We start from the raw sequence: 25,915 nt of genomic DNA, 5'->3' as shown, positions 1-25,915 counted from the left end.
CGGCCCAGGATCCTCATGCCGCGCCCGCCCGCTGGCGCACACAGAAGCTCCGGAGCGCGCCCAGAATGTCGTCCCGTGCATAGAGGTATCCATCGTCGCGGTCCCAGGCCGCGCAATGCCTGCTGCGGATGTCCTGCAGGACAACCGGGGCAGCATTGTCCGGCAGGTCCTCGCCGGCCAGGGTCTGGTAAATCTCCCGCGCGGCGATCGGCGGCGTCGCCACATTCAGGACGTCGATGCCCGCCTGCAGCGCACGCTCGATATCTGCCCAGAGATTGGCAAGATCGTAAAACTGGAAGCGGCTCGCCGGGTTGGTAAAGGCCAGGGCAGTGGTTCCGAAGGCCTCGAAGGCTTCCCGAAGCAGCGCGCCGTCGCGCCCCCGGCCGTATTGGCTGCGATCGAAGCGCCACATACCAATGTCATCATCAAGCGCAAAGGCCCGCTCCAGGAGCGCCACCGCAGGCGCGTCCATTGCCGCCATTGCGGCCTCGAACACGTCCGGTTTCAGAAATGACGGGACCGGATTGAGAATATCGAAGATGAAGTTCTTCTTCAGGCCCTCACCGAACAAGGCTGGCAACCGCAGCACAGTCACATCGTCGAACGTGCGCATCGCCTCGACCTCGAGGGCACGCCGGTTGCTGCCATATGCGAGATCAGTCTCGAAGGCTTCGGTTGTCTCCGTTAGGGGCTGAGATGCGTCCTGAAAGACCGCGATCGTCGAGATCAGTACCAGCCTGTCGACCCGGGCCGACCGCACCCTGTCGAGCAGGGCTTCCAGATTGGCCCGGTCCGCGTCGGGGTCCTGGTTGGCCAGCCACATTGTCGCCGGCGCGGCTGAACAGACAAGCAGATCGAAAGGGCGGCCCGCGATCTGATCTATGTTGGAGGAGTTATAACAGGCATCAAAAGTCTGATGCCGCAGCACGTTCTGGCCAACGAAGCCCGTGTAGCCGATCAATCCACGCAAAGAAACGCCCGCATCAAGAATATTGTTCCATCAACATAACCAATCCGCCCCCGATCACGCGCATTTTGTTGACTAATCTCAGGTAGCACGGATACTTTAGGCAGGCAAGCAGGCTGAGTTGGCTTGGATCGTAACGCCGCTTTGAGTTTAAGTTTGTGTAGAGTTGGTACGTGGTATCGCAGGTTCGTTAGTGATTGATTGCTTGTCGCCCGGCAGGGATTTTCATAACAGGTACGAGTTCCGAGCACGCTATCTGTCCGGTGGAATATACCTGTCTAGGGAGTGACCGATGCGTCCCATTCCGCGCCGACGCGAAGACATACTGGTATCGTTGTGTTTTGCCGGCCTTGACGATCAGTCCAAGGCGGTTGCCTCGGTCCAGAGTGCCGCGCAGAAACTCGGCCAAAACTACCGGTTCTGGGAAATCGTGTTCGTGACCGACGCCGATGTGGCGACAGAGGAATTCGTCGGCGCGGTGATCGCGGCGGCGCCGAACATCCGCGTCATCAAAGTGGCTTCGGGAACCTCTTTCTATCGCCAGCGGGTGATCGCGGCGAGTGAATCCATCGGAGACGTAGCGGTCCTGAGCGCGCCCGACGAACTTGAGGCGGTGAACATACCGCAACTCGTGGAACTCGCGCAGGAAACCGGGGCGGCAGTGTCCTGCTCGACGGGCAAGGGCACGAGCGGTGGCTGGGTCTACAAAACACTTGGCGCAATGTCCGGATTTTCGGTGTCCCCGCGCTACACGCTGACGGTGAGCTATCCGCGCGCATGGATCAATCGGGTGCAAAATCATCCCGAACGCGATCTCGCGATGCGGTTTCCCCCGCGCAATGCCAGCTTTCCCTACCGCCAGATTCCGATTGCAAACGCTCAGCAGCGTGATGTTCGGCAGATGGGGCGGCGGGCCGGCCTGATCTACCGGCTTCTGGTCAATATTGCCCCCAAGCTGTTGCCGGTGATCGCGGCAATTTCGCTCATCGTCGCCCTGTTCGGGTTAACCTATCTCATCTATGCCGTTTTCATCCTGCTGACGCTCGAGAACATCGCCGCAGGCTGGTTCTCGACTGCGGTCGCACAAAGTATCATTGCCTTCTTCCTCGGTGTTGTGCTGCTCGGCATTGTCATGGCATTGCAAAAGCTTCTCGACCTGCTGGAACCCGACATCGACACAACCGTGGTCGAAGAGATCAATAATGTCGATCTCTTCGACCAGGTCCTGCACGATCTGAATGTCGAGATCGAGCACGATGCGGCGACGCCAATCGACGCGCCGCTGGCGGAGGACGCTGATGATTACGACAGTCTGCCGGAGCAACCGGAACTCGAAACCCACCGCAAAGCGAAAGGGGCCGCACGGTGGTAGCGCGTGACATCGACGCCAGTTTCGTCGTGATCGGGGGCGGTTTCTATGGGTGCTGCCTTGCTCTGTTTTTGCGCTCGATCAGCGAAGATGTCGTTTTGATCGAAAGCGAAACCGAACTTCTTACGCGCTCGTCCCGGGTCAATCAGGCCAGGGTTCATTCGGGATATCACTATCCCAGAAGCTTCGTGACGGCAGCGAAATCGGCATTCCTGCAGCGCCGCTTCGTGACCGATTTTCCCAATGCGATCATCGACGATTTCGACATGCTCTATGCCGTCTCCCGCCGAAGATCGAAGGTGTCGGGGCAGCGCTTTCTACGGATGTTTCAGGACATGGGCGCGCCAATCCGCGAGGCGCGCCGCGAGCGGGCCGCGCTGTTTGAGCCCGACATGGTCGAGGCCGTGTTCGAATGCCGCGAATTTGCCTTCGATTACCGGCAGCTGCGCGACCTGCTGTCCAGCCGACTGCGGCAATTCAATGTGGATGTCCGGCTTGGGCAGACGGTGACGGAAATCCGGCAGGATCCAGCGCGCGATGTTGCCGAAGCGCAGCTTTCGGACGGTTCCACGATACGGGCAAAGTGGGTTTTCAATATAACCTATGCCCAGATCAATGGGCTCCTGAAGCAAAGCGGCCTGCCCCTGGCGCCGCTAAAGCACGAATTTGCCGAGATCGCCCTGGTCAAACCACCCGAAGCCTTTGACGGGCTCGCTGTGACGGTCATGGACGGGCCGTTCTTTTCGCTGATGCCCTATCCGGCGGAGAATCTCTATTCGCTGACCCATGTGCGGTATACGCCGCATACGAGCTGGACCGACGAGACCACCGAGGAAAGCGCCTATCAGGTGGGCGCGCGCCTGCCGCAGGACAGCCGGTACCTTCACATGGTTCTCGATGCTGCCCGTTACATGCCCAGCATAGCCGAGGCACAGTGGCAGCGTTCGATTTTCGACGTGAAATCGGTACTCATCAAGAACGAGCACGACGATGGCCGCCCGATCCTGTTCCACCGCTCACACCCCGACTCCCGGGTGATTTCAGTGCTCGGTGGCAAGCTCGACAACATCTACGATCTCTATGATTGCCTGAAGCGCATGGGCGGCATCTGGCGCAACGCCCATGACAGATACGTCTGGAAGGCAGCCTGACATGAGCGACAGGAGTTGGGGAGAACTCGCCAGGTTCGCTACGGTGGTTTGTCTTGGCTTTGCGGTGGATATCGGCGTGTCGCTGTGGCTGGCGGTGGGGTTTGACCTGCCTCTGGTGCTGGCCGCAGCAGTTGGATTTCTCACGGCGGCCTGCTTCAACTACGTGCTGCACGAGTTGTGGTCCTTCCATAGCAAGACCTCCAGACTGTCGTTGCGACGCCTCGGAATGTATCTGCTGTCGACGGGATTTGCCCTGGCCGTACGGCTTGTGCTCGTCGGAGTGGCAAGCCTGTTTCTGTCATCGGAGTTGCACGCGCTGGCCGTCGGCGCGGCGGTGTCACTGCTGGTGAATTACATCCTGAGCAGGCGGATCGTCTTCAGACGGGCAGATTGAGGCAAGAGCCCGGCTCTCCTCCGCATGCGGGCTGATATCGCAGCCCAAGTTTGCCAAAGCTTGTCAGATGTATCACGCCGCGAGAAGCAAAAACGGCTTTCCATGTGAACTTGAATGCCGACCGGAAAGCAGCCTACCTATTGGACCGATAACGCTCCGGAAAACCCGGGGGTGGTTCAAACCGCAGAACATGGCTAGTAGAAAACGGACCATACCTGAGGGTACCAGGAGAGCAAACCCAGATGAAACGTGTCCTGATCACCGGCAGCGCCGGGTTCATCGGTTATTACCTTGCCGAATTGCTTCTGTCCGAGGGGTTTGTTGTCCACGGCTATGACGGCATGACGGACTATTACGATGTCGCTTTGAAACGCCGCCGCCATGCCATGCTGTTGCAGAAACCGAATTTCGCGGCAACCGAGGGCATGCTGGAAGACCAGGAACTGCTAGACCGGGTCGCCGACGCGTTCCAGCCCGAGATCGTGGTTCACCTCGCAGCGCAGGCCGGGGTGCGCTACAGCCTGGAAAATCCGCGCTCCTATATCGACTCGAACGTGATCGGCACGTTCAATGTGATGGAGGCCGCCCGCCGGCTGGGCGTGCAGCATCTGTTGATGGCCTCGACCTCGTCGGTCTATGGCGCCAACGAGGACATGCCCTTCAGCGAGACCGAAAAGGCCGACACCCAGCTGACCATCTATGCCGCCACCAAGAAGGCCAACGAGGCGATGGCGCATTCCTATGCGCATCTGTGGGACCTTCCGACGACGATGTTCCGGTTTTTCACGGTCTATGGCCCGTGGGGAAGGCCCGACCTTGCGCTGTTCAAATTTGTCGATGCCATCCTCGATGACCGCCCGATCGATATTTACAACCACGGCGACATGTATCGCGACTTCACCTATGTGACCGATCTCGTGCGCGCCATCCGCCTGCTGGTGGATGCGGTTCCCGAGCGGCCGCAGACAGCCGAAGACATCCCTCCCGGCGACAGCCTGTCGCCGGTGGCCCCGTTCCGGGTCGTCAATATCGGAAACTCGACCAAGGTGCGGCTGCTGGATTTCGTCGAGGCCATCGAAGAGAGCCTGTCGAAGAAGGCGATCCGCAACTACATGCCGATGCAGATGGGCGATGTCCCGGCGACCTGGGCCGATGCGTCGCTGCTGCAGACGCTGACCGGCTATCAACCGCAGACCGACATTCGCGACGGCATCGACCTGTTCGTTGCCTGGTTCAGAGAGTATTACAGAAAGTAAGCCCAATGTCGGGCAACACCCAACCGATTATGGGCAGCGGACCGGAATGTGTCAGCTTGCCGCTGGTGATCGCACCCGGCGGGAAACGCCCGGTCATCGGCGCAAAGTTAGGTACATCTATGCGAAGATAGAGGGATATCCGCGAGAAACATCTCGCATCTGGCTGCAAATATGCCATTAATGTATCAAGCTTTTTTTGTCTTTGCCGCGAGTTTCTAGTGTCAGGCCGATTTCGTAACTTTGCACCTCTCGCCGCGATTGTGTTTTTTGCCCTGCTACAATGTATACCAGCGGCGCTGAACGGATTTCCCTTCGTCTTTTTCGACACCCACGGCTACTACGATGCGGGAGAAGCGGTTACCGGCGTGGTGGTGAAATCCGAACGCGCCGACCCTTTGAGCAACGACGCTCCGAGCAACATTTCGGTCACCACGACCGAGGCCGGCGACCCACCCGACGAAAATGCCGGCAACGACGGGGGCAAGAAGTTAATCCAGATGTCCCGTTCACCCTATTACGGGGTGATCTTGTTCAATCTCTGGCAAGTCAGCCCGTTTCTGATCGTTTTATTCCAATCCCTCATCATAGCCCTGGTGGTCTGGCTGGTGTGTCGCGAGGTCTGTCCGAAACGACCTGTTTCAGCCTTTCTGGCAGCAGGAGTTGTGTGTGCCGCACTTACTCCGCTGCCTTACTTCACAAGCTACAGCATGCCCGATGTGTTTTCAGGCCTGATCCCTCTCATCATATTTTTGCTTTGCTACCGCACTGGCACACTGTCACGAAGCGCGTTTGTTTTCCTGTGGGGCCTTCTTGTGGCCGTCATACTGTTCCACAGCAGTCATATTCTGGTCTCTCTTGGCTTGATCCTATTCGTTACCCTGTTGGCGGTTTCGCGCAAATACCGGCCTCGCATTTCCGGATGGATCGGCGTTACATCTGCCTTCGCAACCGGAATTCTTGGGGTCTTTCTGTTCGCCTTCGTCGCCTATACCGTTTTCGGAAGCTGGCCGGTCAACCCTCCGTTCCTGACGGCGCGCGGGATCGAGGATGGGCCCGTGGCGCGGATGATCGAGCAGGGGTGCGATCCGGACGAATTTGCGATCTGCGCCGCGCGGCCGCTCCCCAATACCGATTCAACGCTGTTTCTCTGGCAGGGAGACAGTTTTTACCAGCAAGCAGACCCAGAGATGAAAACCCGGCTCGCCCGGGAAGACGCCGCCGTCTTCCTGACCGCCGCCGGAAAATGGCCCGGCCTTCAGTTCACCGCCTCCGCCAGAAATTTTCTGACCCAGATCCGCAAGTTCGGCCTGTTCGAATTCAAGACGGCCAAACGGGTGTTCCGGGAAGCCGCACCATCGTTCATGACGCAAAGCGAACTCGCGGCTTATGGCGACTCCCGGGCCGTGAGCGGGCGCTACCCGTTCGAGGCGCTTTCGATTGTCGTGTATCTCTCCGCCTTGGCCGGATTGGCGATGGTCCTGTATCTGGTATCACGCGCAGACACAGACCGGTCGCTGCGCATTCTCGTCGTTCTGGTGCTCGTGACCATGGTGGGCAACGCGCTCGTCACCGGTGTGCTGTCCGATCCGCATCACCGGTATCAGGCCCGGATCATATGGCTGTTGCCATTGCTTGCGACATTGCTGGTTTTTCGCACCGGCGCGACCGGTCGCAAACCCGGATAAAGGCGGACCCCATTTCCCGAAACGTTTCGGTGTGCTCCACCCGGGCGGCAGGGTCCATGCACGGCGCCGACCGATCTGGCCGGAGATCAGGGAAAAGGTGAATCGTCGGCACGGAACCGGATGCCGTCGGTCCGGGTCTTCCTGAGCACATGCTTGGTCTTGGCGTCCATGTTGATCATGCGATAGAGCCGGTTGGAATCCCACGACAGCGCCGTATCGGGCACCAGTTCCACATTCTCACCGAACTTGCCGCTGTTGATCTCGTGCACGGCGCGCATCTCGCCGGTGAAGCGCGAACTGTAATTGTAGTAGATGTCGTCGAAATAGATCACGCAGCCGGTGGGGATATAGGGCAGCAGCCGCTCGAAAATCGATTTGGTGCTGGAATAGAGATCGCAATCGATCCAGATCAACGCCGGTTTGTATTCTTCCAGCGTGTCCAGAAACTCCTGCGTCAGCGTGTCCTCGAACAGCCCCTTGTGCAGTTCGAAATTGTCGTATCTTTCGGCGCAATGGGCCTGCAGTTCTTCCTGGCGGCCCTTGTATGTCCCCTCTTCCCAGCTGTCGCCCGCCACCAGGCTGCTGTCGACATCGTCATCGATCTCGGGCAGGCCTTCGAACGTGTCGAAGCCGTGGAACCGGAACCGGTCGGACACGCCCAGATATTCAGCGGCATACAGCTTCTTGGTGAAGGCATAGCCATCGGCGACGCCGAACTCGATGACCGAGAACTTGCCCTCGAACTGGTTCGAGAATTCTTTCATCACGTCATAGATGTGATCGATCCGGTAAAAACCCGACGTGTAGGTGCGGAAGAACTTCCGCGGGCCATAGATCAGCTTGAGATAAATGGTGGTCTTCAGCCGCAGGCCGGGAATCAGACGGCCTACGATCGAGAGTATCTTCTGAAACCCGCCACCCTTTAATTTGTCCATACTCTTTCCCCCCGGACCTGATTGTCCGAAATACCTAAACAATGACTAAAAAGGCACCTCCCTTTGGTGCCCGCCCGGAAGCGCCGGGTCGAGGCCGACTATAGGGTCGCGGCATCTGCGCTGTCCAGCGATCCGCGCGGGGGTTTCGCGCCACTCTCCCCCCTGCCCCGCCGCCCAACGGTGCGCAACGGCGATATCATTTCCCGATGGCTGTGCTAGACAGGGCGAGCCGCTGCGCGCGGCAGGTATTCGACAACAGGAATTTTCATGGGCCGGCATATCGACGGACAGCATCTGACCCAATCCCGGGACGGCGCCTTGAAAAGCTACATGGCCCGGATCGTTGGCGGCGCGCGCCTGCGGGATCTGGTAAAATACGAGTTGATCACCATGTTGCTGAGCAATTTCCCCGGTGCCGCCGGATTGCTGCTACGGCAGAAGATCTACCCCGCCCTGCTGGGGCAATACGGCAAGGGCGCGGCGATCTCGCGCGGTGTCACTCTGCGCTGCCCGCGACGCCTGTCGATCGGGGCAGGCACGTTGATCGACGAAGCCGTGTCTTTCGATATCAAAAGCGTGGATGCCACGGTCACACTGGGCGCGCACAACCAGATCATCCAAGGCGCGCGGTTCGAAACCGGCTATGACGGGCATGTCACGCTGGGCGACAATTGCTTCGTGGGCGCCTATACCATCCTGAACGGTCAGGGCGGGCTGACGATCGGCGACAATGCCCTGATCGGCGGGCATTGCCATATCGTGGCGGGCAACCACAAATTCGGCGACCTCACGCGACCGATGAATGCCCAGGGTTTCGAGAGCCAGGGCATCGTGATCGAGGATGACGTCTGGCTGGGCGGTGGCGTGACGGTTCTGGACGGGGTACGGATCGGGCGTGGCAGCATTATCTCGGCAGGCGCCGTGGTGACCCGAGACGTGGCCCCCCTGAGCATCATGGGCGGGGTGCCCGCCAAGCTGTTCCGCAAACGGGTGCAAGAAGATGAGTGACACGCCCCCCCCAGAGGTGGCCAAACCTGCCAAGAGCCGCAGACGTGCGGTGATTTCACTGGCCATCAAGGCGATGATCAGCGCCGGGCTGCTGGGTTGGCTGCTTTATACCCAGATCGACAATATGGACGAGATCTGGAGCGCGATCGGGCGCGCCGATCCCTGGCTGCTGATCCTGTCCTTCTCGCTCAACGTGGCGGGCTACCTGCTGTGTTCCTGGCGTTGGCAGATCCTGCTGGCCGCGCAGGGCTTTGCCGTGCCGCTGATCGAGCTGCTGCGCGCCTATTCGATCGGGGTGTTCTTCAACGCCTTCCTGCCCGGTCTGATGAGCGGCGATTTCATGCGCGCCTATGACATTTCCGACCGGGTCAGATCGTATACACGCTCCTTCCTGATCCTCTTCGTTGAGCGGCTGACGGGCATGTTCGGCCTGCTGGTGCTGGCCGGTCTGGCGCTGCCCCTTGTGGGTAGAGAAATCGTCGGCAAAACCGGCATCCACTGGATTCTGGCGGCGGTTGCGGCGCTGCTGGTGCTGGCCGGGCTGGCGCTGATGCTGATGCGACGTCAGAGCAGCGAAGCCCGGATCTGGCGCCTGCCCGGCTTTTCCAAGCTGCGCGCAATCGCCGCCAATATCTCGGAAACCGCGCGGGTCTTCGGCACCCGCATGGATGCGGTCTATCGCTGCATGGCCATCTCGATCGTGTTCCAGGCCAATGTGGTGCTGCACTACTACCTGATCGGTCTGTCGCTGGGGATCGAGCTGCCGATCATCATCTATTTCGGGATCATCCCGGTCTCGCTTTTTGTGATGATGATCCCGGCTTCGGTGAACGGCATCGGCATCCGCGAGCAGATCTTCGTCTATCTGTTCGGTGCCTTTGGGGTTGGCGCCGCCGAGGCCATTTCGCTGGCCTGGATCGCGCTGTCGATGGTGCTGCTGCAGGCCGCCGCCGGTGGGGTTTTGTTCGCGCTGCGCAAGCGTCACCACCCCCCGGCAGAGGCCTGGCCCGAGGCCCGTGAAGGGGGCTGACGCCCGGAACGCAGGCTTTAACGGCACAGGCTGCCGCAGTGGTGTTATCAGATCAGGCGCGGCGAGCGGCCATCGCAAGCCTGAGTATATTCCTGGGCCGTTCCACACCAACCGCCCCGAAAGTGCTGAAGCGGCGGAGCTGAACCGGGGGTGCCGGTTCTCCGACACGTTCGGCATAGGACTCGGAATACTGGTTTATCAGGTTGTACCTGTGGACAATCCCGCCGTCCTCTTCCCATCCCTTGACCTGCTTGACCTGCCCTGCGGTCGCGATCCCGCAGGTGCGTGCGTCGGCCCGCATCAGAAGATGGTGAAAGGTGGACAGGTTGGCGCGATGAGACGTGTCGAACCCGGCAAATAATTGAATCAGACGACGGCTGTTGAACGGCGAGGTATAAAAGGCATGCGAAAACCCGGTGAACATCTCGGTCAGTTCCGGCCCGTTGATGGCCTCCATCAGCAGCAGGTCGACAATTCTGGCGCGCGCGGCGGTCGGAAAACCCGCCTGCAGATCCAGGGTGGCGCGGGCGACCGCCTGCCTGGTGTCCTCCGGCGCGGCGCCACATCTGAGCAAGGTCGCGACCCGGCCGACCAGAAACTCCGGCGTCCAGGCTTTCGGGTCGCGCTCCCGGACAAAGAGCGCCTTGAGGATCGGGATCTGCTGGCCCCGCATGACGATCCCGTTGTCGCGAATCTTGGCCCAGCTCCCCAGTTGCGTTTCAATGGGGGGGATACCGGTTTTGCCGCTGGCAACCGAAAAGGAAATGGTGTCCTTGTCCAGTTGTTCGGCGGTTGAGAACCGTCTGGGGCGCGCGGTCTGATGTATTTCCAGACCCAACCCATCCAGACCGCATACGGAGGATGCGACCATCGCATCATACCACCCAATCCTGTTGTGAACGGCCGCGAATATCTGCGCGAACCTTCCGCGGGTCTCCAGATCCGAGATCGCATAGATGGCCCGGCTGTCATACCCTCCGCTCAGGCTCAGGACCACGGGATGGTCCATGGTCATGCGTCTGGTGACGGCACGCACAGAGTCGATGATCTCATCGAGCGCTTGCGCATAATTTTCGGCGGGATGTTCAAACAGATCACCCTCGCGGGGCCAGAACCGGTCCCCCTGCCACGCGGTCAGGTCGAACCGGTAGGAGGGGTTGATGCGGGCAACCGCGGCATCTTCGGTGAAAGACAACCCGCAGACACAATGGCGGGTATCGGTGTCGGCATCGACGAACAGCGGTGATTTTTCGACCGGACGATCCAGACACAGGTTCAAAGACGACGCGATCCGCCCAAGGTCCGCGTTCTCCACCGCCCCGATGACACCGCTGGCATCCTGATAGAGGCCGGGGCCACCGCCGAGATCCGCGAGAATGCCAAACCGGCCGACCGTATGGACGATCAGGTCCTCGAACCGGTCCCGCGCATCTTCGGCCTGCGCATCTATGAGCTGCGCCACAGCCTGCGCAAAGGGAACCCCGGCATGGGTGACGGCCTGTCCGAAGACATAGCCGATGCTCCGTCCCTGCATGTCCACCAGCGTGTGACAGGGCAGATCCTGCCCGGTCTGCAGAACAAACCCACCCATTTGAACCGCTGAGAACCCCGGCAGGGCCAGGTCGGTTCTGGCGAGGACGTATTGATAGCGAAACAGCCGATTGAACGGCAGGTCATGCGTCGTGCACAGACGGACAGCTTCGGTTGCCATCAGAATAATTTCCTTCTCTCTGCCGAGGTCAGCGGTTCAGTGACGCATCCTGAATGAGCCAGTCGCATAGCTGCGGAAAGCTGTAGCCCCTATAGGCGGCCTGTTCTCCGGCATTCGAATTTCGCCGCAAACCAGGCAAGGTATTGAGTTCGAGGATGCAGACACCGTCTACGCCCTTGCTCTCGTCCCAGCGAAAATCCGTCCGGCTCAACCCGCGGCACCCCAAAACCCGGTGCGCCTGTTCGGCCAGATCAAGCAGGCGGTGCTCGATCTCAGGCGGAACCGGGGCTGGCAGAATGTGATTGCTGTCCAGGTGATGGTACTTCTGGTCATAGTCATACAATCCGTCGATATCGAATTGATGGACCGCAAGCGCCTTGTCGCCCATCACGCCAACGGTCAGTTCGCGTCCGGGAATATATTCTTCGACCAGCCACACATCGCGCGATGTCCCGCTCAGATCCGGGGTCGGCCCCGTCAGGTCATCGACCATGAACAAGCCGCCAAGGCTGGACCCGTCATCGTTGGGTTTGACGATATAAGGCGCGTCCATGGCGTGGCTTTTCTGAATCTCGTCTTTCTGCATCAACCCGCCCTTGGGGACCGGCAAGCCCGCATCGCGAAAGATCGCCTTGCTCATTTCCTTGTTCATGGCGGTCGCTGACGCGGCAACGCCGGAATGGGTGTACGGGATCTGCATGACTTCCATCATGCCCTGAATCGAGCCGTTCTCACCGGTGCCACCAAGCAGGCCCATAAAGGCGACGTCCGGCGCAAATTCCAGCAGGTCGTTGTAGAAAGGCTGCGCGATATCGAGCTCGACAAACCCGTAGCCAAGTTGTTCCATCGCCCAGGCAACCTCGCGCCCTGTCGCGAAAGACATCTCGCGTTCAGAGGAGGGGCCTCCAGTCAAAATTGCTATCCGCATTGAAACCTGCCTGTTTATTTGCTCGCTCACCCGGTCCCGAATGTAAGCAGTGCGGGTGGCGGGGTGGATTTGTGAACATTATCCTGTTCGGGCCATACGACATTTGCGCCGCAATTTGACCTACTTTTCTGGCGACCCGGCCTCTGCATCTTTCAGGAAACTCTTCAGGAACCGCCGTATCGACCGTTCCGATTTAGGCTCGTCCATGATCTGATCGCGCGCCAGCAGCCGGTTGATGGCGTAGTCGTTGTCCTTGGCGATGACCCGGGTGATCACGCCGGGCACCAGCCGCGACGCCACCAGCGCCCTGGCAAAGCCCACCTTGATATCGGGACGGTCCGCCGCGTCGTTGTCATGGGGGATGCACCACGTCTTCTCGAACAGCATCATGATGTAATCCAGCACCTCTTCGTAAGGGTGGCGACGGTCGGGCTTGTAGGGCTGGCGGAACACATCGGTGATGATCTCGTAGGAGGGCCAGTAATGCAGCACGCCCTCGTCCTGCTTTTCGCGGATCACCTCGTCGATGGCCACCCGAAGCACGCTTTTGGAGACGGAATTCGAGGTGATGCAGGAATTGTTGCGGAAGGTGGCCAGCAGCGGGATCGGCGACAGCGTGTAGATGATCCTGGCATCCGGGCGGTGCTTGCGGATCAGATCGTAGATGGCGCGCAGATTGTCCTTGTTCTCTTCGACGGTGCTGACGCGGAACTTGTGGCGCTCGGGGTCATAGCTTTCCTTGGGGATGGTGCGCCAGAACACGTTGCCGGTGGGCTCGTCATACCAGATCTCGGAGAGGCCGAAGGTCAGGATGAAGACATCGGTGTTGTCGAAGATCTCTTTGGTGGTGGCCTGCACCTCGTCGTCATAGCCGTATTCCTCGGCCTTGTAGCCATGCCAGAGCGGCTGGTCGAAGACCTTGCCCTCCCAGGCCCATTCAAACTGCTGGCGGATCACGAAGGAATTGACCATCCCCTCGCCGCAGCCCACCACATAAGCGCGCTTGGCGTTCTTGTCCTTGTTGAGGACATTGTAATTCCGCTGCGAAAGATAGTTCGAGATATTGGCGGCAAAGCAACTGCCGAAGGCGGTGATCTGGGTGTCGGGCGTGATGATGGGGGCCTCGGGGGTCCAGCCATGCAGCACGTATTTATCCATCGCATCCTCGCTCAGAAGATGCGCCAGATGCGGGTTGCCATTGGTGTATTCGCCGCGGAACCAGGTGCGGAATTCCGCAGAATCCTTGGTGGTCACCTGAAACTTGAGAGCGGATGCCCTGCGCGTGCTCATTGCCTGCCCTTCCCTTCCTGCGCGTCTTGCCTGACGCTGTTTCTGGCCGCCGCGTCCGATCGCAACCGGGTCGCCGCACACCGCTTCGGGTTGCCGCGAAGCCTAGCCGCAGGCCCGGGCGGTTTCAACTGCGCGCACCCCCTGCCCGCTTCTTCACCCAGCCCAGAAAGGCTGCGTCCGGTTTGCGCAGCCGCGGCGCGCCCGAGCGCACCCAGACGCCGCGCCAGTCCGCCTCAAGCGCGTAGACATCCGCCCCCGGCATCAGCGCGCGCGCCTGGGCATAGGTGTCCTCGGACAGAACCGGCGGGCGGGCTTGCGGCTCGATCAGCCCGCCGCGCGGGGCAAAGCGCATCAGGTCGCCCGGCTCTTCGCGGATCTCGTAATCGGGCAGGTGGTCGGCTTCGATCATGTCGCGCAGCATCTTGCGGAAGACCCGGCGCGGCGAGGCGGAGCCGGATTTCTTCAGCAGCGTGTCCACCGAGACGGTCCAGGCCGGTTGGCGTCCGCAATGTTTGCGCGCCAGCTCATAGATTCGCCGCTCCAGCGGTTTGCGCAGGCGGAAGTAATCGCGGCTGAGCGTCAGCACCGATTTGCTGAGCACCGCACGGTAGAGCCAGTCACTGAGTGTCACCGCCACGCTGACCATCCGCCCGCCGCGTGTCTTTCGCACGATCTCCCAGCGCTCGATCAGGCCGAAGCCGGTGGTGACCTCCTGCTCGCCGGTGACGATATTGGTGGTGATGCGGGTACCGGCCAGCCGCTCGAAGGCCTCGCGCAGCCGCCGGTAGGCATCGCCGGAGGTTTCGCGATTGGTCGCCATCAGCAGATCATGCGCCTTCAGATGCACCGTCCGGCTGACCGCGCGGCCCGCGTTGAGCGCCCCCATCAGCTGGCTGATGCAGAAGATCAGGATGTCCTTGTCATGGATCGTGGCCAGCCCCTTGACGGAGGGGGTCACTGTGATCTCGGTCCCGTTATGGGCATAGTTCAGGATCCGCCGGTCGGGCCGTGTCGCCAGCGAGAACAGCGGATGTTCCATGCTGGCGATATCGTCCTTGGGGATCGCATCGAAAATGTCGCAGAGAAAGAAATCGCCCTGCCGTGTCCGGTCAGGGAGTAACCCCCCTGCCCCGCCTGTTGCTGACCTGCTCATCGTCGCCTCAATATCGCGGCCCTCTTGTCGGGGCCTGTCTCCAGCCGGTTTTCCGGTCCGGGAATCTTTCGTGGTTTTAGTGACACCGAGCCTAGAGTTATCCACAGGACCTCGCAACGGGGGTTCGGAATCGCCTGCTCGGGGGTTCGGAGTCACTTTATCGGGGTTTCAGAGTCGGATAGCCTCTCGAAACGATGCTTACCTATCTGAATTAAAAGAGAAAATACATGTGAGTCTGAGCGCGTAACATTAAATAACACGAATCTAACACTCTAAAAAAAACAAAACCCTTTGGAATCTGCGCTATAAACGCATCAGCATCCCCTTCTTTTCCTGAGAAAAATCGCCGCTTGTGATGGTTTTCCTTCCATGTGCCGCCTTTTTCGGTATCATGCAGAAAACACAACACATCGAGCAGAAAACCCATGGCCAAGGACAACACGTTCCTTCCCCCCTATTTCAACATCGACCCCGACGCCGCGCTGGCCGAACTGGACTTACCCACAGAGACAGGCGGCTTTGCCGAGATCGCCCGCGCCTGTGCCCAGGGTCGCGCCGATCTGGCCAGCCGGGGCCTCAACGAGGCCGGGCGCAAGGACCTGCGTTTGTTTTCGACATGGGAAATCACCCGCTATCTGATCCCGGTCGCCCAGGCCCATTTCCGCCGCGTGCTGAAACAGAACCCCGATCTGCCGCAAGGCCGGAGCGAGACCGAGGGCGGCGCCAAATGGTTCACCCTCGACGAGGTTCTGCGGCTGCGGGCCTTCTTTGGGGCGCAAGGTTCAAAAGCCAAGAACTACCTGCCCTACCGTCCCGCCGGTCAGCCCGCCAAGATGGTGGCCGTGGCCAATTTCAAGGGCGGCGTGGGCAAGACCTCCACCGCGGCGCATCTGGCCATGTCAGCGGCGCTGGACGGCTACCGGGTGCTGGTGATCGATCTGGACAGCCAGGGATCAATGACTTCGATCTTTGGTGGTGTGGTCGAGGATGAATGGCAGACCGCCTTCCCGCTTCTGGCGCGCCATTACGGAGAATATCTGCGCACCGAGAACCAGCGCCGCCTTGACCGGGGCGACCCGCCCCAGCCGCTGGACGAGGCTTTGACGGCGGCGATGGATGTCACCGCGCAGGATCTGATCCAGAGCACCCACTGGCCCAACATTGATCTCATCGGCGCGCAACTGAACCTCTATTGGGCCGAGTTTCAGGTGCCCGTCTGGCGCATGCAGGCGCGCGGCTGGAAGCTGTGGGATGCGCTCACCGACCGGCTTGAGGCGGATGGGGTGCTGAACGATTATGATCTGGTGTTCATCGATACCCCCCCTGCCCTCGGCTATCTGACCATCAACGGGCTGGCGGCGGCGGATATCCTGCTGGTGCCCTTGGGGGCGTCTTTCTTGGAGTTCGATTCTACGGGTCGGTTCTTTGACATGCTGCATTCCACTTTTGCCAGCATCGAAGAGGGCGAAAATGTTGCCGCCCGCGCCCTGGGCCGTCCCGAGATCGGCTTTGAATGGGATGCGGTGCGGGCTGTGATCACCCGCTATGACGGCGCCCAGCAGGGCGAGCTGTCGGGCTTGATGCAGGCCTATCTGGGCAAGGTCATGAGCCCGCACAAACAGGATTTCACCGCGCTGATCGGTCAGGCGGGTGAACAGGTGAACGGCATCTATGAGGCCGATTACCGCGATTTCAACCGCGAGACTTACGCGCGCGGGCGCGAGACTTTTGATGCCACCTATGCCGCCTTCAAACGGCTGTTGCTGGGCGTGTGGCGGCGCGGTGAGTTGGATGCGCAGCAGGCGGCAGAATAACAGGCTCTAACAAGGGGATTTCATAATGGCAAAACGCAAGCGGCTGACCCCGGCACAACCCGGCTATCTGGGCACGCCCATGGCAGCGCCCGAGACCAAGATGATGCCCGCGGTGTCGACGGCCCCGATTGCGCAGGTGGCGGGCGAGGCCTCGGCCACGGCAGCGCTGGAAGAGGTGACCCAGGTTCTGCAGGAGGCCCGCTCCGAGGGGCGGATGATCGAGCTGTTGCCGCTTGAGGTGATAGATGAGCGTCACCTGGTGCGCGACCGTCTGGTGCAGGACGAGGAGGAGATGAAAGCGCTGACCGACAGCCTGCGCGCGCGCGGTCAACAGATGCCCATCGAGGTGGTGTTGCTGCCTGAACCCCTTGGCGGGCGCACCCATGGTCTGATCTCGGGTTGGCGCCGTCTGACGGCACTGCGCAGGCTCTATCGCGAAACATCCGATCCGAAATTTGCCACCGTGCGGGCGATGGTGATCCGGCCTGAGAGCGCGCAGGCCTCCTATGTGGCGATGGTCGAGGAAAACGAGATCCGGGTGAACCTCAGCCATTACGAACGCGCCCGCATCGCGGTGCGCGCCATGAAAGAGGGGGTCTATCCCAACCAGCGCTTGGCTCTGCAGGGGCTTTACGCCAATGCGGCACGGTCGAAGCGGTCGAAGATCGGGACGTTCATCACGCTGGTTGATGCCTTTGACGACAGCCTCTATTTCCCTTCGGCGATTAGCGAGAAGCTGGGGCTGGCCCTGGCGCGGGAACTGGTGCGCGATCCCGGCTTTGGGGACGTGCTGAAGGAACAGTTGCGCAACACTCCGCGCGACAGCGCCGGTGCCGAGATGCGGATATTGGCGGATGCGGTGGCCGAGCGGCAGCCCTCCCCTGCCCCTCAGGCAGCGCCGGAGCCTTCGACCCCGCCCACTCGCCCGCGCGTGCGCATCGCTGGAGGAGAACACATCGTGACGCAGGTGTCGGAAGGGTTGGAGATGCGATTTTCCCCGAATCAGAGTCGCATAGAGTTAGTGGGTGACGACGTTTCAGAGGCGCTTGCGGATGCGTTGCAAGGCTGGCTGCAATCCCGCTGATGGTTGCCAAAACGTTTCGCGTGCGAAACATTGACGGTTGATCAAGCCCCTGCCCCATCGTGTTGCCGGAGATGAATCCACCTTTCTTGGCCAGGCGTCCGCCAGATGGCGGGAAGCGTTTGACATCTTGACGGCTTTGTGAGTTCAGAGGCAAAAGCAATAAAGGGTTTTCCACTTCGTGACCACTGAAGCTGTTCAAATGCAAGGCGCCCCACGCCAGCTAGTGGCGTTGGTGGTGACCTATAATCGGCTGGACAAGCTGAAAGTCACTCTTGCCCGCCTGCTTGCCTCCGACGTGGATGCGTTGAGCGCGCTGGTGGTGGTCGACAATGCCTCAACTGATGGCACCATGGCATGGTTGGACGGGCAGACCGATCCGCGGCTTGACGTGTTGCGCAGCCAGATCAACCGAGGCGGCGCCGGAGGGTTCGAGTGGGGCATGCGCCATGCGATGGAACGTTATGATCCCGACTGGCTGATGATCACGGATGATGATGGACGCCCCGAACCCGATGCATTGACCACGTTTCACAGGCTGGACCTGAGTAGATGGGATGCTCTGGCTGCGGCGGTCTATTTTCCCAGTGGTGAAATCTGCGAGATGAACCGCCCTTCGCGCAATCCGTTCTGGCACTGGCGTGAGTTTCTCGGTGCTGCCCGGCGCGGCCGCAACGGGTTTCATATCCCGCATTCCGCCTATGAGGGCGACCTGCGCCCGATCGACGTGACCTCTTTTGTGGGGTTCTTCGTCTCGCGCGCGGCCATTGCCCGGGTCGGCTATCCCGATGGGCGCCTGTTCATCTATGGCGATGACGGGATCTATACGCTGGGGTTAAGCAAGGCGGGAGGGCGTATAGCCTTTGCGCCGCAGATCCGGTTCGAGCATGATTTTACCACGTTCGCAGGCAGTGGGCTGGCCAAGGGTCAGCGGTTCAACCCGCTCTGGAAGGTTTATTACCACCACCGCAACCTGTTGTTGCTGTACCGACTGGCTGCGGGGTGGCTGTTTGCTCCGGCCTGCCTGGCGATCCTGCCCAAATGGCTGCTCAAGGCCCGTTACCATGGCGGCCAGCGCCGCGCTTTTCTGCGTCTGATGGGACGGGCGATCCTGGATGGGTTGCGAGGGCGTGTGGATGTCTCCCATGCGCAGGTGCTGGCCTGGGCCGAAACGCCCTCTTTCAGCGATTCAGAATATCCCGGTGAAAGCGGTGCAGCAGCAGAAGCCCGAAAAACAGTGAAACAAGACTGAAAATCGTCACGTAGGTCACGCTGATATATTGCGGGGCGTACATCGGATAAAATCCTTCGCGCATAAGCCCGGTGAGGTGCAAAAGCGGATTGTACCAGAGGATATCCTGCACCGTAGGCGGCATGTCCTCATAGGTGAAGAAAATGCCCGAGGCCAGAAACAATGGCCGGGTGATGATCGACCAAACTGTATCCCAGATCGTGATCAGTCCAAACAGGGCGCAGTTCAGGACCCCAATCCCAAAACCCAAAAGAATGGTCAGGAACAGGGTTTCAATCAATGGCCCGTATTCGACCACGGTTCGGGTGTCGTTCAGAAACAGGATGCCGGTCAGCACGATATAGGTGACCAAGATGCCGGTCAGGCTGTTCAGCAGCAGCCGGGCGAGGATCGCGTCGGCCCAGGTCACCGCCGGGTAGCGCAGCAGAGGTTTGGAGAAATTGATCGACCGGGCAACCGTGGTGGACAAGTTCTGATACAGGGAAAACGGCAGAAAACCGGTTGCGTAGAACAGAATAAAGCTGTTGCCCAGAGATGGGTTGCGCAACAACAGCGAAAAGCCGAACCCCAGAAGGATGATGGCACCCAGCGGTTCAAGAACCGCCCAGACATAGCCGCCCGGCGAGCGTCCGTAGCGGGTCGACATCTCGCGCAGCATCAGCGCCAGAACTGTGCGCCCGGCCGCGAACCGGCGGGTTCTGCGCCCGTTGGCCCTGGGATTCGACGACGGAAGGTTCGGGGCTGCGGACATCGAAGAGGGGTGCCTTGTGCTGGTAAAGGTCGGGTGAATATGCAAAAACGCAACACGGAATACAAACGGCTTCATGCCGAGGCAGGCATTTATGACGGACAGGATCAAACCCTTTCCGGAAGGTGGCGCGCAGCCATCCGGAGCAGCCGGAAAACAGGGTAAACCTGATGTCGGCGCGCGCGCGGAAAAAGGCGCAGGGCAGGGGGGACGTGGTGGCCCCAAGCCCGGATCGGGCGGGCCGAAAAAAGACCCACGACCCGGTGCAGGCCCCGCCGTGATGCACCCTGTGGCCGCCCCGGCCCAGATGCGCTCCCGGCATCGCGGGGTGATTCTTAGTTTCGTGCTGATGGTGTTGGTGCCCCTTGCGGTGCTGATCTTCTATCTCTGGAATGTGGCCGAGGATCAATACAGCTCTACCGCCGGGTTTACCGTCCGTTCGGAAGAGGCGAGCCCGGCAACGGATATGCTGGGCGGGTTGGTGCAACTGACCGGCGGCAGCGTCGCCTCGGATGGCGACATCCTTTATGAATACATCCAGAGTCAGGATCTGGTGCGCGAAATCGACCGCCGCGTCGATCTGCGGGCGCATTACGGACAATACTGGCCGCAGGACTTCCTGTTCTCGATCCGGCCGGATGCCTCGCTTGAGGATCTGATCCGGTACTGGCAGCGGATGGTGCGGATCTCCTACGATCAGTCCAGCGGGCTTGTCGAGGTGCGGGTTCTGGCCTTTGACCGGGAAACGGCACAGCGGATTGCCCAGGAAATCGTCGATCTCAGTCAGTCTCTGGTCAACGATCTCAGCACCCAGGCGCGCGCGGATGCGATGGGTTATGCCATGGAAGATGTGGCCGAGGCGGAGGAGCGCCTGAAATCGGCGCGTGAGGCGCTGACCCAGTTCCGCACCCGCACGCAGATCGTCGATCCCGCTGCCGATATCCAAAGTCGGCTGGGCGTGATGGCGAACCTGCAGCAGCAATTGGCCGAATCCCTGATCGAATATGATCTGTTGCGCGAAACGGTCAGCTCCAGCGATCCACGTGTCACCACCGCCGAACGGCGGATCGCGGTGATCCGCGAGCGTATCGCCATCGAACGGCAGACCTTTGCCTCGGACAGTACCGAAACCGGTGCGGTGGGCGAGGACTATCCCTCGCTGATCGCGGAATATGAAAGCCTCAGCGTGGACCGGGAATTTGCCGAGGAAACCTATCGCGTTGCGCTGGCGGCACTGGATCTGGCCCGTGACAACGCGGCGCGAAAAAGCCGGTATCTGGCCACCTATATCCGGCCGACCCTGGCCGAGGATTCCGAATTTCCGCAACGCTTCGTCCTGACTGGCCTGGCCGCGCTGCTGCTGCTTTTGTTCTGGTCGATCCTGGCCCTGATCTATTACAGCATCCGTGATCGTGGCTAGCCCCGGAATGTGAGCACCAGACGATGATCCGTTTTGAGCATTTGACCAAGGGGTTCTGGGTTCAGAACGAACGCCGGATCGTCATCGACGATCTGACGCTGACCTTGCCCGCAGGCAAGTCGCTGGCGCTTCTGGGGCGCAACGGCGCGGGCAAAAGCACGTTGCTGCAGATTGTGGCGGGCAACATGCGCCCCGACAGCGGTCAGGTGATCAGTACCGGTACGCTGTCATGGCCCGTGGGCTTCGGCGGGTCGTTCCATGGTGAAATGACCGGGGCGCAAAACGTGCGCTTTCTGGCCCGGATTTACGGGGTTGATACCCATGAACTTCTTGCTTTCGTTCAGGATTTTTCCGAACTGGGCAAGCATTTTCACATGCCGGTGCGCAGCTATTCGCAGGGCATGCGCTCGCGGCTGACCTTCGGGGCGTCCATGGGGATTCCGTTCGACACCTATCTGGTGGACGAGGTGACAGCCGTGGGAGACGCCGCCTTCAAGCGCAAGAGCCGGGCGGTGTTCGCCGAACGGATGCAGAATTCGGGGGCAATCATGGTCAGCCATTCGATGGGCGAGCTGCGCGCCTTCTGCGATGCCGGGATCGTTCTTGCGGATGGTCACCTGACCTATTTCGATGATCTGGAAGAGGCGATCGACCGCCATCTCTGGCTGATGCAATAGGAGGAAATAGTGGCCGCAATGTCCGTCCGCTGCGCCGGGCTGGGCGATCAGGGACAGCTGCGGTGAGGGCGAGCTGCGCAGAATTTCGCCACCCGCTGGTCTCCTGCCCGACCATTGCCTGTATCTGGACGGAATGCTGGCGAAAGGGTCTATCATGAGGTCTTGAACACCGTTTCCGATAAATCTATGAAACCTGTGGTGAAGCTGTAGTCGTCGAGATTCAGCCTGACAGGAATTTTGCAGGAGCTTGGGATCACTTTGCCCGCGAGACACCTACAGCGATGGGCAAGCATTGTGGCACCGGAACGTGCTGCGCGAACCGTCGCCCGTCGCCAGACAGCCCTGATCCAGTCCGATGACAACAATTTTTCGGCGCCGCGTGAACTGAATACGCTTCTGATGTCGTATGAGGTCGTCAGTTTCGATCTGTTCGACACTCTGGTGTGGCGGACCGTTGCGCTTGCCGATGTCCACCGTAAAACGTCTGAATTCGCCGATCGCTTTCTCAGTGGGGATGATGGCCCGCTTCCGCGCGAGCTGCTGCTGCATGCGCGCGGCCGTTTTCAGCAGATGGTCAAGCAGCGCGGCATGGCGCAGGCCCCGACGCCGCGCAACGAGGTCGACCTGCGAGATGTCTTTGACGGGGCGCTTGCGCCCTACATCCGTCGCCCGGATCGGCGTGCACGCGCGGTGCAGGCTCTGCTGGATTACGAGATTGAAACCGAGCGCCAGGTACTTGTGGTCGACCCGGAGATGCGCGATTTTCTGGTGATGCTGCGGAACCAGGGCAAGACGCTGATCCTGGCGTCGGACATGTACCTGTCCGAAGATCTGTTGCGCCGGCTTCTGATCGATCTCGGCCTTTGGGATCTTTTCGACCATGTCTTCGTGTCCGCCAGTGTCGGCGTCACGAAACACAGCGGCCTGTTGTTTGCCCATATGGATGAAACTCTTGGGCTCAGCGACAAGCGCCGTTTCCATCTGGGCGACAACTGGACCAACGACGTCGAGCGCCCCCGGGCCTTTGGCTGGGACGCCCTGCATTACTTCAACCCCGAAAACGAACGCCGCAAGCTGGAGCTCGAGAAATCAGAGCAGTTCGGGGCGCACCTGCAGGCCCGTGCGGCACGCGAGCTGCTTGGCCAGATGAAGATCGACAGCGCGCGGCACGGGATGCTCCGGCTGGTGGCGGCAACCTTTTCCCTGTTCTCCCGGCAAGTCCTGGAGACGGCGGTGGCCGGGGGCTACGACCGGGTTTTCTTTTTGACCCGCGACGGAACCCTGTTTCACGAGCTTGCCAGACAGTTCCTGGCCGGTTGCGGGGCGGGTGGCAAACTGCCCCTTCCCAAGATGGCGGAGCTTGCCTTCAGCCGACGGGTCGGTCTGCTTCTGAACTATCCGGAAATCGATCAGCCGCATTGGGCGAACTATTTGCGCGACAATGCGCAATTCCTGTCCCGCCATCCGGCCTCGTTGCGGGGGATCATGAAAAGCTTCGGTCTCGGGGTGAAGGACCTGAGGGTGCCGGATGCCCTTCGGGCCGAAGTCGAGGACTGCCTTGCCAGCGACGACCCTGAAACCGATATCGGTTTTGACATTCTCAGGAAAACGCGCCCTGACATCATGAAGCCTTTGCATGCGGCCCTGATTGCCCGCCGCGATCGCATTCGATGCTATGTCGATGAAATGGGGCTTTTGAACCGGGAAGAGAAGATATTGCTTGTCGATATCGGCTACTCGGGAACCGCGGTAAAGTCTTTGTCGGAATATATCAACCTGCAGGAACGCAGCGGTCAGACCGTGCGATCGCGCCTGTCGCTGATGATGTTGGCGGCCAACCGGTTCCTGCCGGGCAATCTGAGCCGTCTGCACCCCCGTATCAACATTATCGAACCGGCGATCATAGGCCGCAAAGACGAGCTGCAGCGGGCTGTGGCCATCAGTTTCGCCTGGTTAGAGCCTTTTACGGTCGACCGGACCCGGGGCAGCCTGCGGGATTTCATTCCGGGACCCTATGGGGAATTGATCCCGTATTTTGCTTTGCCGACGCCAACTGGCGATGGCGGCGTGGACCGGACTACTCTTTTGGCTGCCGCAGGGGAGTTCGAGCGCATGTTGCGATGTTCTCCTTTGCCCGCCGGTTGCATCGATCAGTCCATCATTCAGATGTTCACGGCGCGCTTTGCACGCCCTCGGCGTAGCACGATCCGCTCCATGCAGAGCGTAACGCACCACGCCGGTGCCACCGAGGTTCGCGAGAATTCCGTGATCCTGCCGATCAGGCCACTGCATCTGCGCTGCGACATCCGGACATGCGTGAGTGAGGATCACTGGGTGCAAGGCAGTCTCAAGGCCAGCGGTTTTGGCTGGCTTGTTCCTTTCTTCAACAAATATATTGCTCGTATAACCTGATGAAAATTCTCCTTTATAACTGGGCGCAATTCGATAGCGCGGTCATGGCTGGCGGCGGCGTGACATTGTATCTGCGCAACGTGATCGAAGAGCTTTTGAAGCGTGACGATGTCGAGGTGTATTTTCTCTCGTCTGGCGCGCGCTACGGCCTGTTTCGGCGTCGGCCGGCTATCCATCAAACAGCCAGTGCCTACAAGCATCCACGCCTCAAGACCTTCACCCTGGTCAACTCGCCCATAAAAGCACCTGCTCATGACTCATTTTATTCCATTTCGACATGGCTGCGGGACACGACAACGTCGGACCTGATCAGGGATTTCATCAATCAGAATGGCCCGTTCGACGCATTCCATATTCATAACCTGGAGGGCGTCAGCGCCAATGTCCTGTCCCTGGAAAAGGGGCCGAACCTGAAGCGGTTGTTCTATACGTTTCACAACTACATGCCGGTCTGCCCGCAGATTGAGCTGCTCTACAACGAAAAAAGCCTGTGCACCGATTATCATGACGGCACGCGCTGCGTAGGGTGCCTGGGCCATCAAAACAACATGCATGACCTGATCGCGATGGAACGGATCGGCGGTTTCATCAAGGGGCGTGGTCTGGCTGGCCATCCCGTGGGGGGCCTCCTGTTCGATGTTTTTTCGGGAACCCGGTCCTATATTCGAGCGGCTCGGAACATGGCGCGCGATTTGGCTCACGGGCTTCGGACCAGGTTCCGCTACTGGCATTTGCGGCCCCGGCATGAACCGGGGCACCGCCAAAGCTGGCGGCCCGATGCAGAAACGCCGCCGCTTCATGTCATGCCCTTGTCGCCCCCAGCCGTTTCGGGCGATGCCTATCGCCAATGGCGCGAGGCCAATGGCGAAGCTCTGCACCGGCATGCGGACGGGATATTCGCGGTATCGGATCTCTGCCGGGAGACTGCCCTGCGGTTTTTGCCTGCACAGACCCGCATTGAGACCTTGCCGCTGCCGATGGATATCGAGGTTTCGCCACAAGAGCGTAACACCCTGCGCGCCAAACGGCCTGAAAGCGATGGGATCACGCTGTCCTTTATCGGATATGCCATCCCCTCAAAGGGGCTGCCGTTCCTGATCGACGCGCTGATGCAGATTGACGATCCATTCTACAAAGAGAATGTCGATTTGCTGGTCGTTGCCCGCATCGACCCGCGTCTCAACCGCCAGTTGCAGCAGTTGCGCACCAAATTCCGATCGGTTCAAATCCTGCCCGGATATGCGCGCAACCAACTCAGTGCGCTGTCGCAGAAGGTGGACCTGAACATCGTGCCTTCGATCTGGTGGGAGACCTTCAATCAGGTCACGGTGGAGATGGGGCTGCTCGGCGTGCCGTCGCTGGTGTCCGACAGGGTGGGCGCCAAGCAGACGATTAGCACACCGGAGCATTTTGTGTTTGAGGCCGAAAATATCGCAGACTTCATGTCCAAGCTAACACCGCTGGTTAAGAATCCCGGGTTGCGGGCGCGTTTCTTCGACAAGCCGCTGCAGATCCCGACCATGCGCGATCACGTCAATCTACTGATAGAGCACTATGCAGGCGAGGAGACGAAATCATGAAGGCCAATGACCGGATGATTTCGCGTTTTGTTTGCCTGCTGCGTGGGGAGGAAT

Annotated in this window: 21 protein-coding genes; 14 read left to right on the top strand and 7 right to left on the bottom strand. The window is 60.1% G+C overall.

Translation table 11 applies throughout. The annotated features are described in order from the left end of the window. Positions 1 to 13 precede the first annotated feature (13 nt). Positions 14 to 970: an NAD-dependent epimerase/dehydratase family protein gene (locus tag M3P21_RS17240; protein ID WP_249711899.1), complete on the bottom strand. Its 957-nt coding sequence runs from the start codon at positions 968 to 970 to the stop codon at positions 14 to 16. A gap of 289 nt (positions 971 to 1,259) precedes the next feature. Here M3P21_RS17240 and M3P21_RS17235 point away from each other — a divergent pair, with 289 nt between their 5' ends. From M3P21_RS17235 to M3P21_RS17215, 5 genes are all read left to right on the top strand, one after another. Next, positions 1,260 to 2,339: a hypothetical protein gene (locus tag M3P21_RS17235; RefSeq protein WP_249711897.1), complete on the top strand. Its 1,080-nt coding sequence runs from the start codon at positions 1,260 to 1,262 to the stop codon at positions 2,337 to 2,339. Continuing rightward, complete coding sequence (locus M3P21_RS17230) at positions 2,333 to 3,487, top strand: NAD(P)/FAD-dependent oxidoreductase (protein ID WP_249711895.1); 1,155 nt, start codon at positions 2,333 to 2,335, stop codon at positions 3,485 to 3,487. The genes M3P21_RS17235 and M3P21_RS17230 overlap by 7 nt, the downstream gene beginning before the upstream one ends. Before the next feature lies 1 nt (position 3,488). After that, the gene (locus tag M3P21_RS17225; RefSeq protein ID WP_249711894.1) at positions 3,489 to 3,881 is read left to right on the top strand and encodes a GtrA family protein; all 393 of its coding nucleotides are present in this window, start codon (positions 3,489 to 3,491) and stop codon (positions 3,879 to 3,881) included. 242 nt (positions 3,882 to 4,123) lie between these two features. Beyond that, on the top strand, positions 4,124 to 5,137 hold the full coding sequence (locus M3P21_RS17220; RefSeq protein ID WP_249711892.1) for an NAD-dependent epimerase/dehydratase family protein: 1,014 nt from the start codon (positions 4,124 to 4,126) through the stop codon (positions 5,135 to 5,137). A gap of 218 nt (positions 5,138 to 5,355) precedes the next feature. Next, a complete protein-coding gene (locus M3P21_RS17215) occupies positions 5,356 to 6,822 on the top strand; it encodes a hypothetical protein (RefSeq protein ID WP_249711891.1) in 1,467 nt (488 codons plus the stop codon). 86 nt (positions 6,823 to 6,908) lie between these two features. On the opposite strand, the gene M3P21_RS17210 is transcribed toward M3P21_RS17215, so the two are convergent. Continuing rightward, positions 6,909 to 7,757, bottom strand: a complete 849-nt coding sequence (locus M3P21_RS17210) for a TylF/MycF/NovP-related O-methyltransferase (RefSeq protein ID WP_249711889.1) — start codon at positions 7,755 to 7,757, stop codon at positions 6,909 to 6,911. Positions 7,758 to 8,024: 267 nt separating this feature from the next. On the opposite strand from M3P21_RS17210, the gene M3P21_RS17205 reads away from it, so the two are divergent. Together M3P21_RS17205 and M3P21_RS17200 are read left to right on the top strand one after the other, a co-directional pair. Continuing rightward, positions 8,025 to 8,765, top strand: a complete 741-nt coding sequence (locus tag M3P21_RS17205) for an acyltransferase (RefSeq protein ID WP_249711888.1) — start codon at positions 8,025 to 8,027, stop codon at positions 8,763 to 8,765. Next, entirely contained in the window at positions 8,758 to 9,795 is a 1,038-nt protein-coding gene (locus M3P21_RS17200; protein ID WP_249711886.1) for a lysylphosphatidylglycerol synthase transmembrane domain-containing protein, read from the top strand. Before M3P21_RS17205 ends, M3P21_RS17200 begins: the two co-directional genes overlap by 8 nt. 52 nt (positions 9,796 to 9,847) lie before the next feature. Here the strand turns inward: M3P21_RS17200 and M3P21_RS17195 are convergent, their stop codons facing one another. The 4 genes from M3P21_RS17195 to M3P21_RS17180 form a co-directional block, all read right to left on the bottom strand. Further along, positions 9,848 to 11,506, bottom strand: a complete 1,659-nt coding sequence (locus M3P21_RS17195) for a hypothetical protein (protein WP_249711884.1) — start codon at positions 11,504 to 11,506, stop codon at positions 9,848 to 9,850. Positions 11,507 to 11,534: 28 nt separating this feature from the next. Further along, the gene (locus M3P21_RS17190; RefSeq protein WP_283781025.1) at positions 11,535 to 12,434 is read right to left on the bottom strand and encodes a D-alanine--D-alanine ligase; all 900 of its coding nucleotides are present in this window, start codon (positions 12,432 to 12,434) and stop codon (positions 11,535 to 11,537) included. A 120-nt stretch (positions 12,435 to 12,554) separates the two neighbouring features. After that, positions 12,555 to 13,724, bottom strand: coding sequence for a GSCFA domain-containing protein (locus tag M3P21_RS17185; protein WP_249711880.1), 1,170 nt, complete (start codon positions 13,722 to 13,724; stop codon positions 12,555 to 12,557). Positions 13,725 to 13,848: 124 nt separating this feature from the next. Continuing rightward, positions 13,849 to 14,877: a replication initiator protein A gene (locus M3P21_RS17180; protein ID WP_249711878.1), complete on the bottom strand. Its 1,029-nt coding sequence runs from the start codon at positions 14,875 to 14,877 to the stop codon at positions 13,849 to 13,851. A 425-nt stretch (positions 14,878 to 15,302) separates the two neighbouring features. Here M3P21_RS17180 and M3P21_RS17175 point away from each other — a divergent pair, with 425 nt between their 5' ends. The 3 genes from M3P21_RS17175 (at position 15,303) to M3P21_RS17165 (ending at position 19,024) form a co-directional block, all read left to right on the top strand. Continuing rightward, positions 15,303 to 16,691, top strand: coding sequence for an AAA family ATPase (locus M3P21_RS17175; RefSeq protein WP_249711876.1), 1,389 nt, complete (start codon positions 15,303 to 15,305; stop codon positions 16,689 to 16,691). A 25-nt stretch (positions 16,692 to 16,716) separates the two neighbouring features. Then, on the top strand, positions 16,717 to 17,775 hold the full coding sequence (locus M3P21_RS17170) for a ParB/RepB/Spo0J family partition protein (protein ID WP_249711874.1): 1,059 nt from the start codon (positions 16,717 to 16,719) through the stop codon (positions 17,773 to 17,775). A gap of 199 nt (positions 17,776 to 17,974) precedes the next feature. Next, positions 17,975 to 19,024 carry a glycosyltransferase gene (locus M3P21_RS17165; protein WP_249711872.1) on the top strand — a complete coding sequence of 350 codons (1,050 nt, stop codon included), beginning with the start codon at positions 17,975 to 17,977 and terminating at the stop codon, positions 19,022 to 19,024. Here M3P21_RS17165 and M3P21_RS17160 read toward each other — a convergent pair. After that, positions 18,954 to 19,775, bottom strand: a complete 822-nt coding sequence (locus M3P21_RS17160; protein WP_249711870.1) for an ABC transporter permease — start codon at positions 19,773 to 19,775, stop codon at positions 18,954 to 18,956. The two genes, M3P21_RS17165 and M3P21_RS17160, sit on opposite strands and share 71 nt — an antisense overlap. A gap of 91 nt (positions 19,776 to 19,866) precedes the next feature. Between M3P21_RS17160 and M3P21_RS17155 the strand changes: the two genes are divergently transcribed. From M3P21_RS17155 to M3P21_RS17140, 4 genes are all read left to right on the top strand, one after another. Continuing rightward, positions 19,867 to 21,192 carry a KpsE/RkpR family capsule polysaccharide export protein gene (locus tag M3P21_RS17155; protein WP_249711868.1) on the top strand — a complete coding sequence of 442 codons (1,326 nt, stop codon included), beginning with the start codon at positions 19,867 to 19,869 and terminating at the stop codon, positions 21,190 to 21,192. Positions 21,193 to 21,215: 23 nt separating this feature from the next. Then, the gene (locus M3P21_RS17150; RefSeq protein WP_249711867.1) at positions 21,216 to 21,869 is read left to right on the top strand and encodes an ABC transporter ATP-binding protein; all 654 of its coding nucleotides are present in this window, start codon (positions 21,216 to 21,218) and stop codon (positions 21,867 to 21,869) included. Positions 21,870 to 22,163: 294 nt separating this feature from the next. Continuing rightward, positions 22,164 to 24,281, top strand: coding sequence for a hypothetical protein (locus M3P21_RS17145; protein WP_249711865.1), 2,118 nt, complete (start codon positions 22,164 to 22,166; stop codon positions 24,279 to 24,281). Next, the gene (locus M3P21_RS17140) at positions 24,281 to 25,861 is read left to right on the top strand and encodes a glycosyltransferase family 4 protein (protein WP_249711863.1); all 1,581 of its coding nucleotides are present in this window, start codon (positions 24,281 to 24,283) and stop codon (positions 25,859 to 25,861) included. The genes M3P21_RS17145 and M3P21_RS17140 overlap by 1 nt, the downstream gene beginning before the upstream one ends. The last annotated feature ends 54 nt before the right edge of the window (positions 25,862 to 25,915 follow it).

It is taken from the genome of Ruegeria spongiae (assembly GCF_023502395.1).
In the GTDB taxonomy this organism is placed as follows: Bacteria; Pseudomonadota; Alphaproteobacteria; order Rhodobacterales; family Rhodobacteraceae; genus Ruegeria_C; species Ruegeria_C spongiae.
The sequence above is the reverse complement of the archived record's forward strand: the minus strand, read 5'-3'. Positions and strand labels throughout refer to the sequence as shown.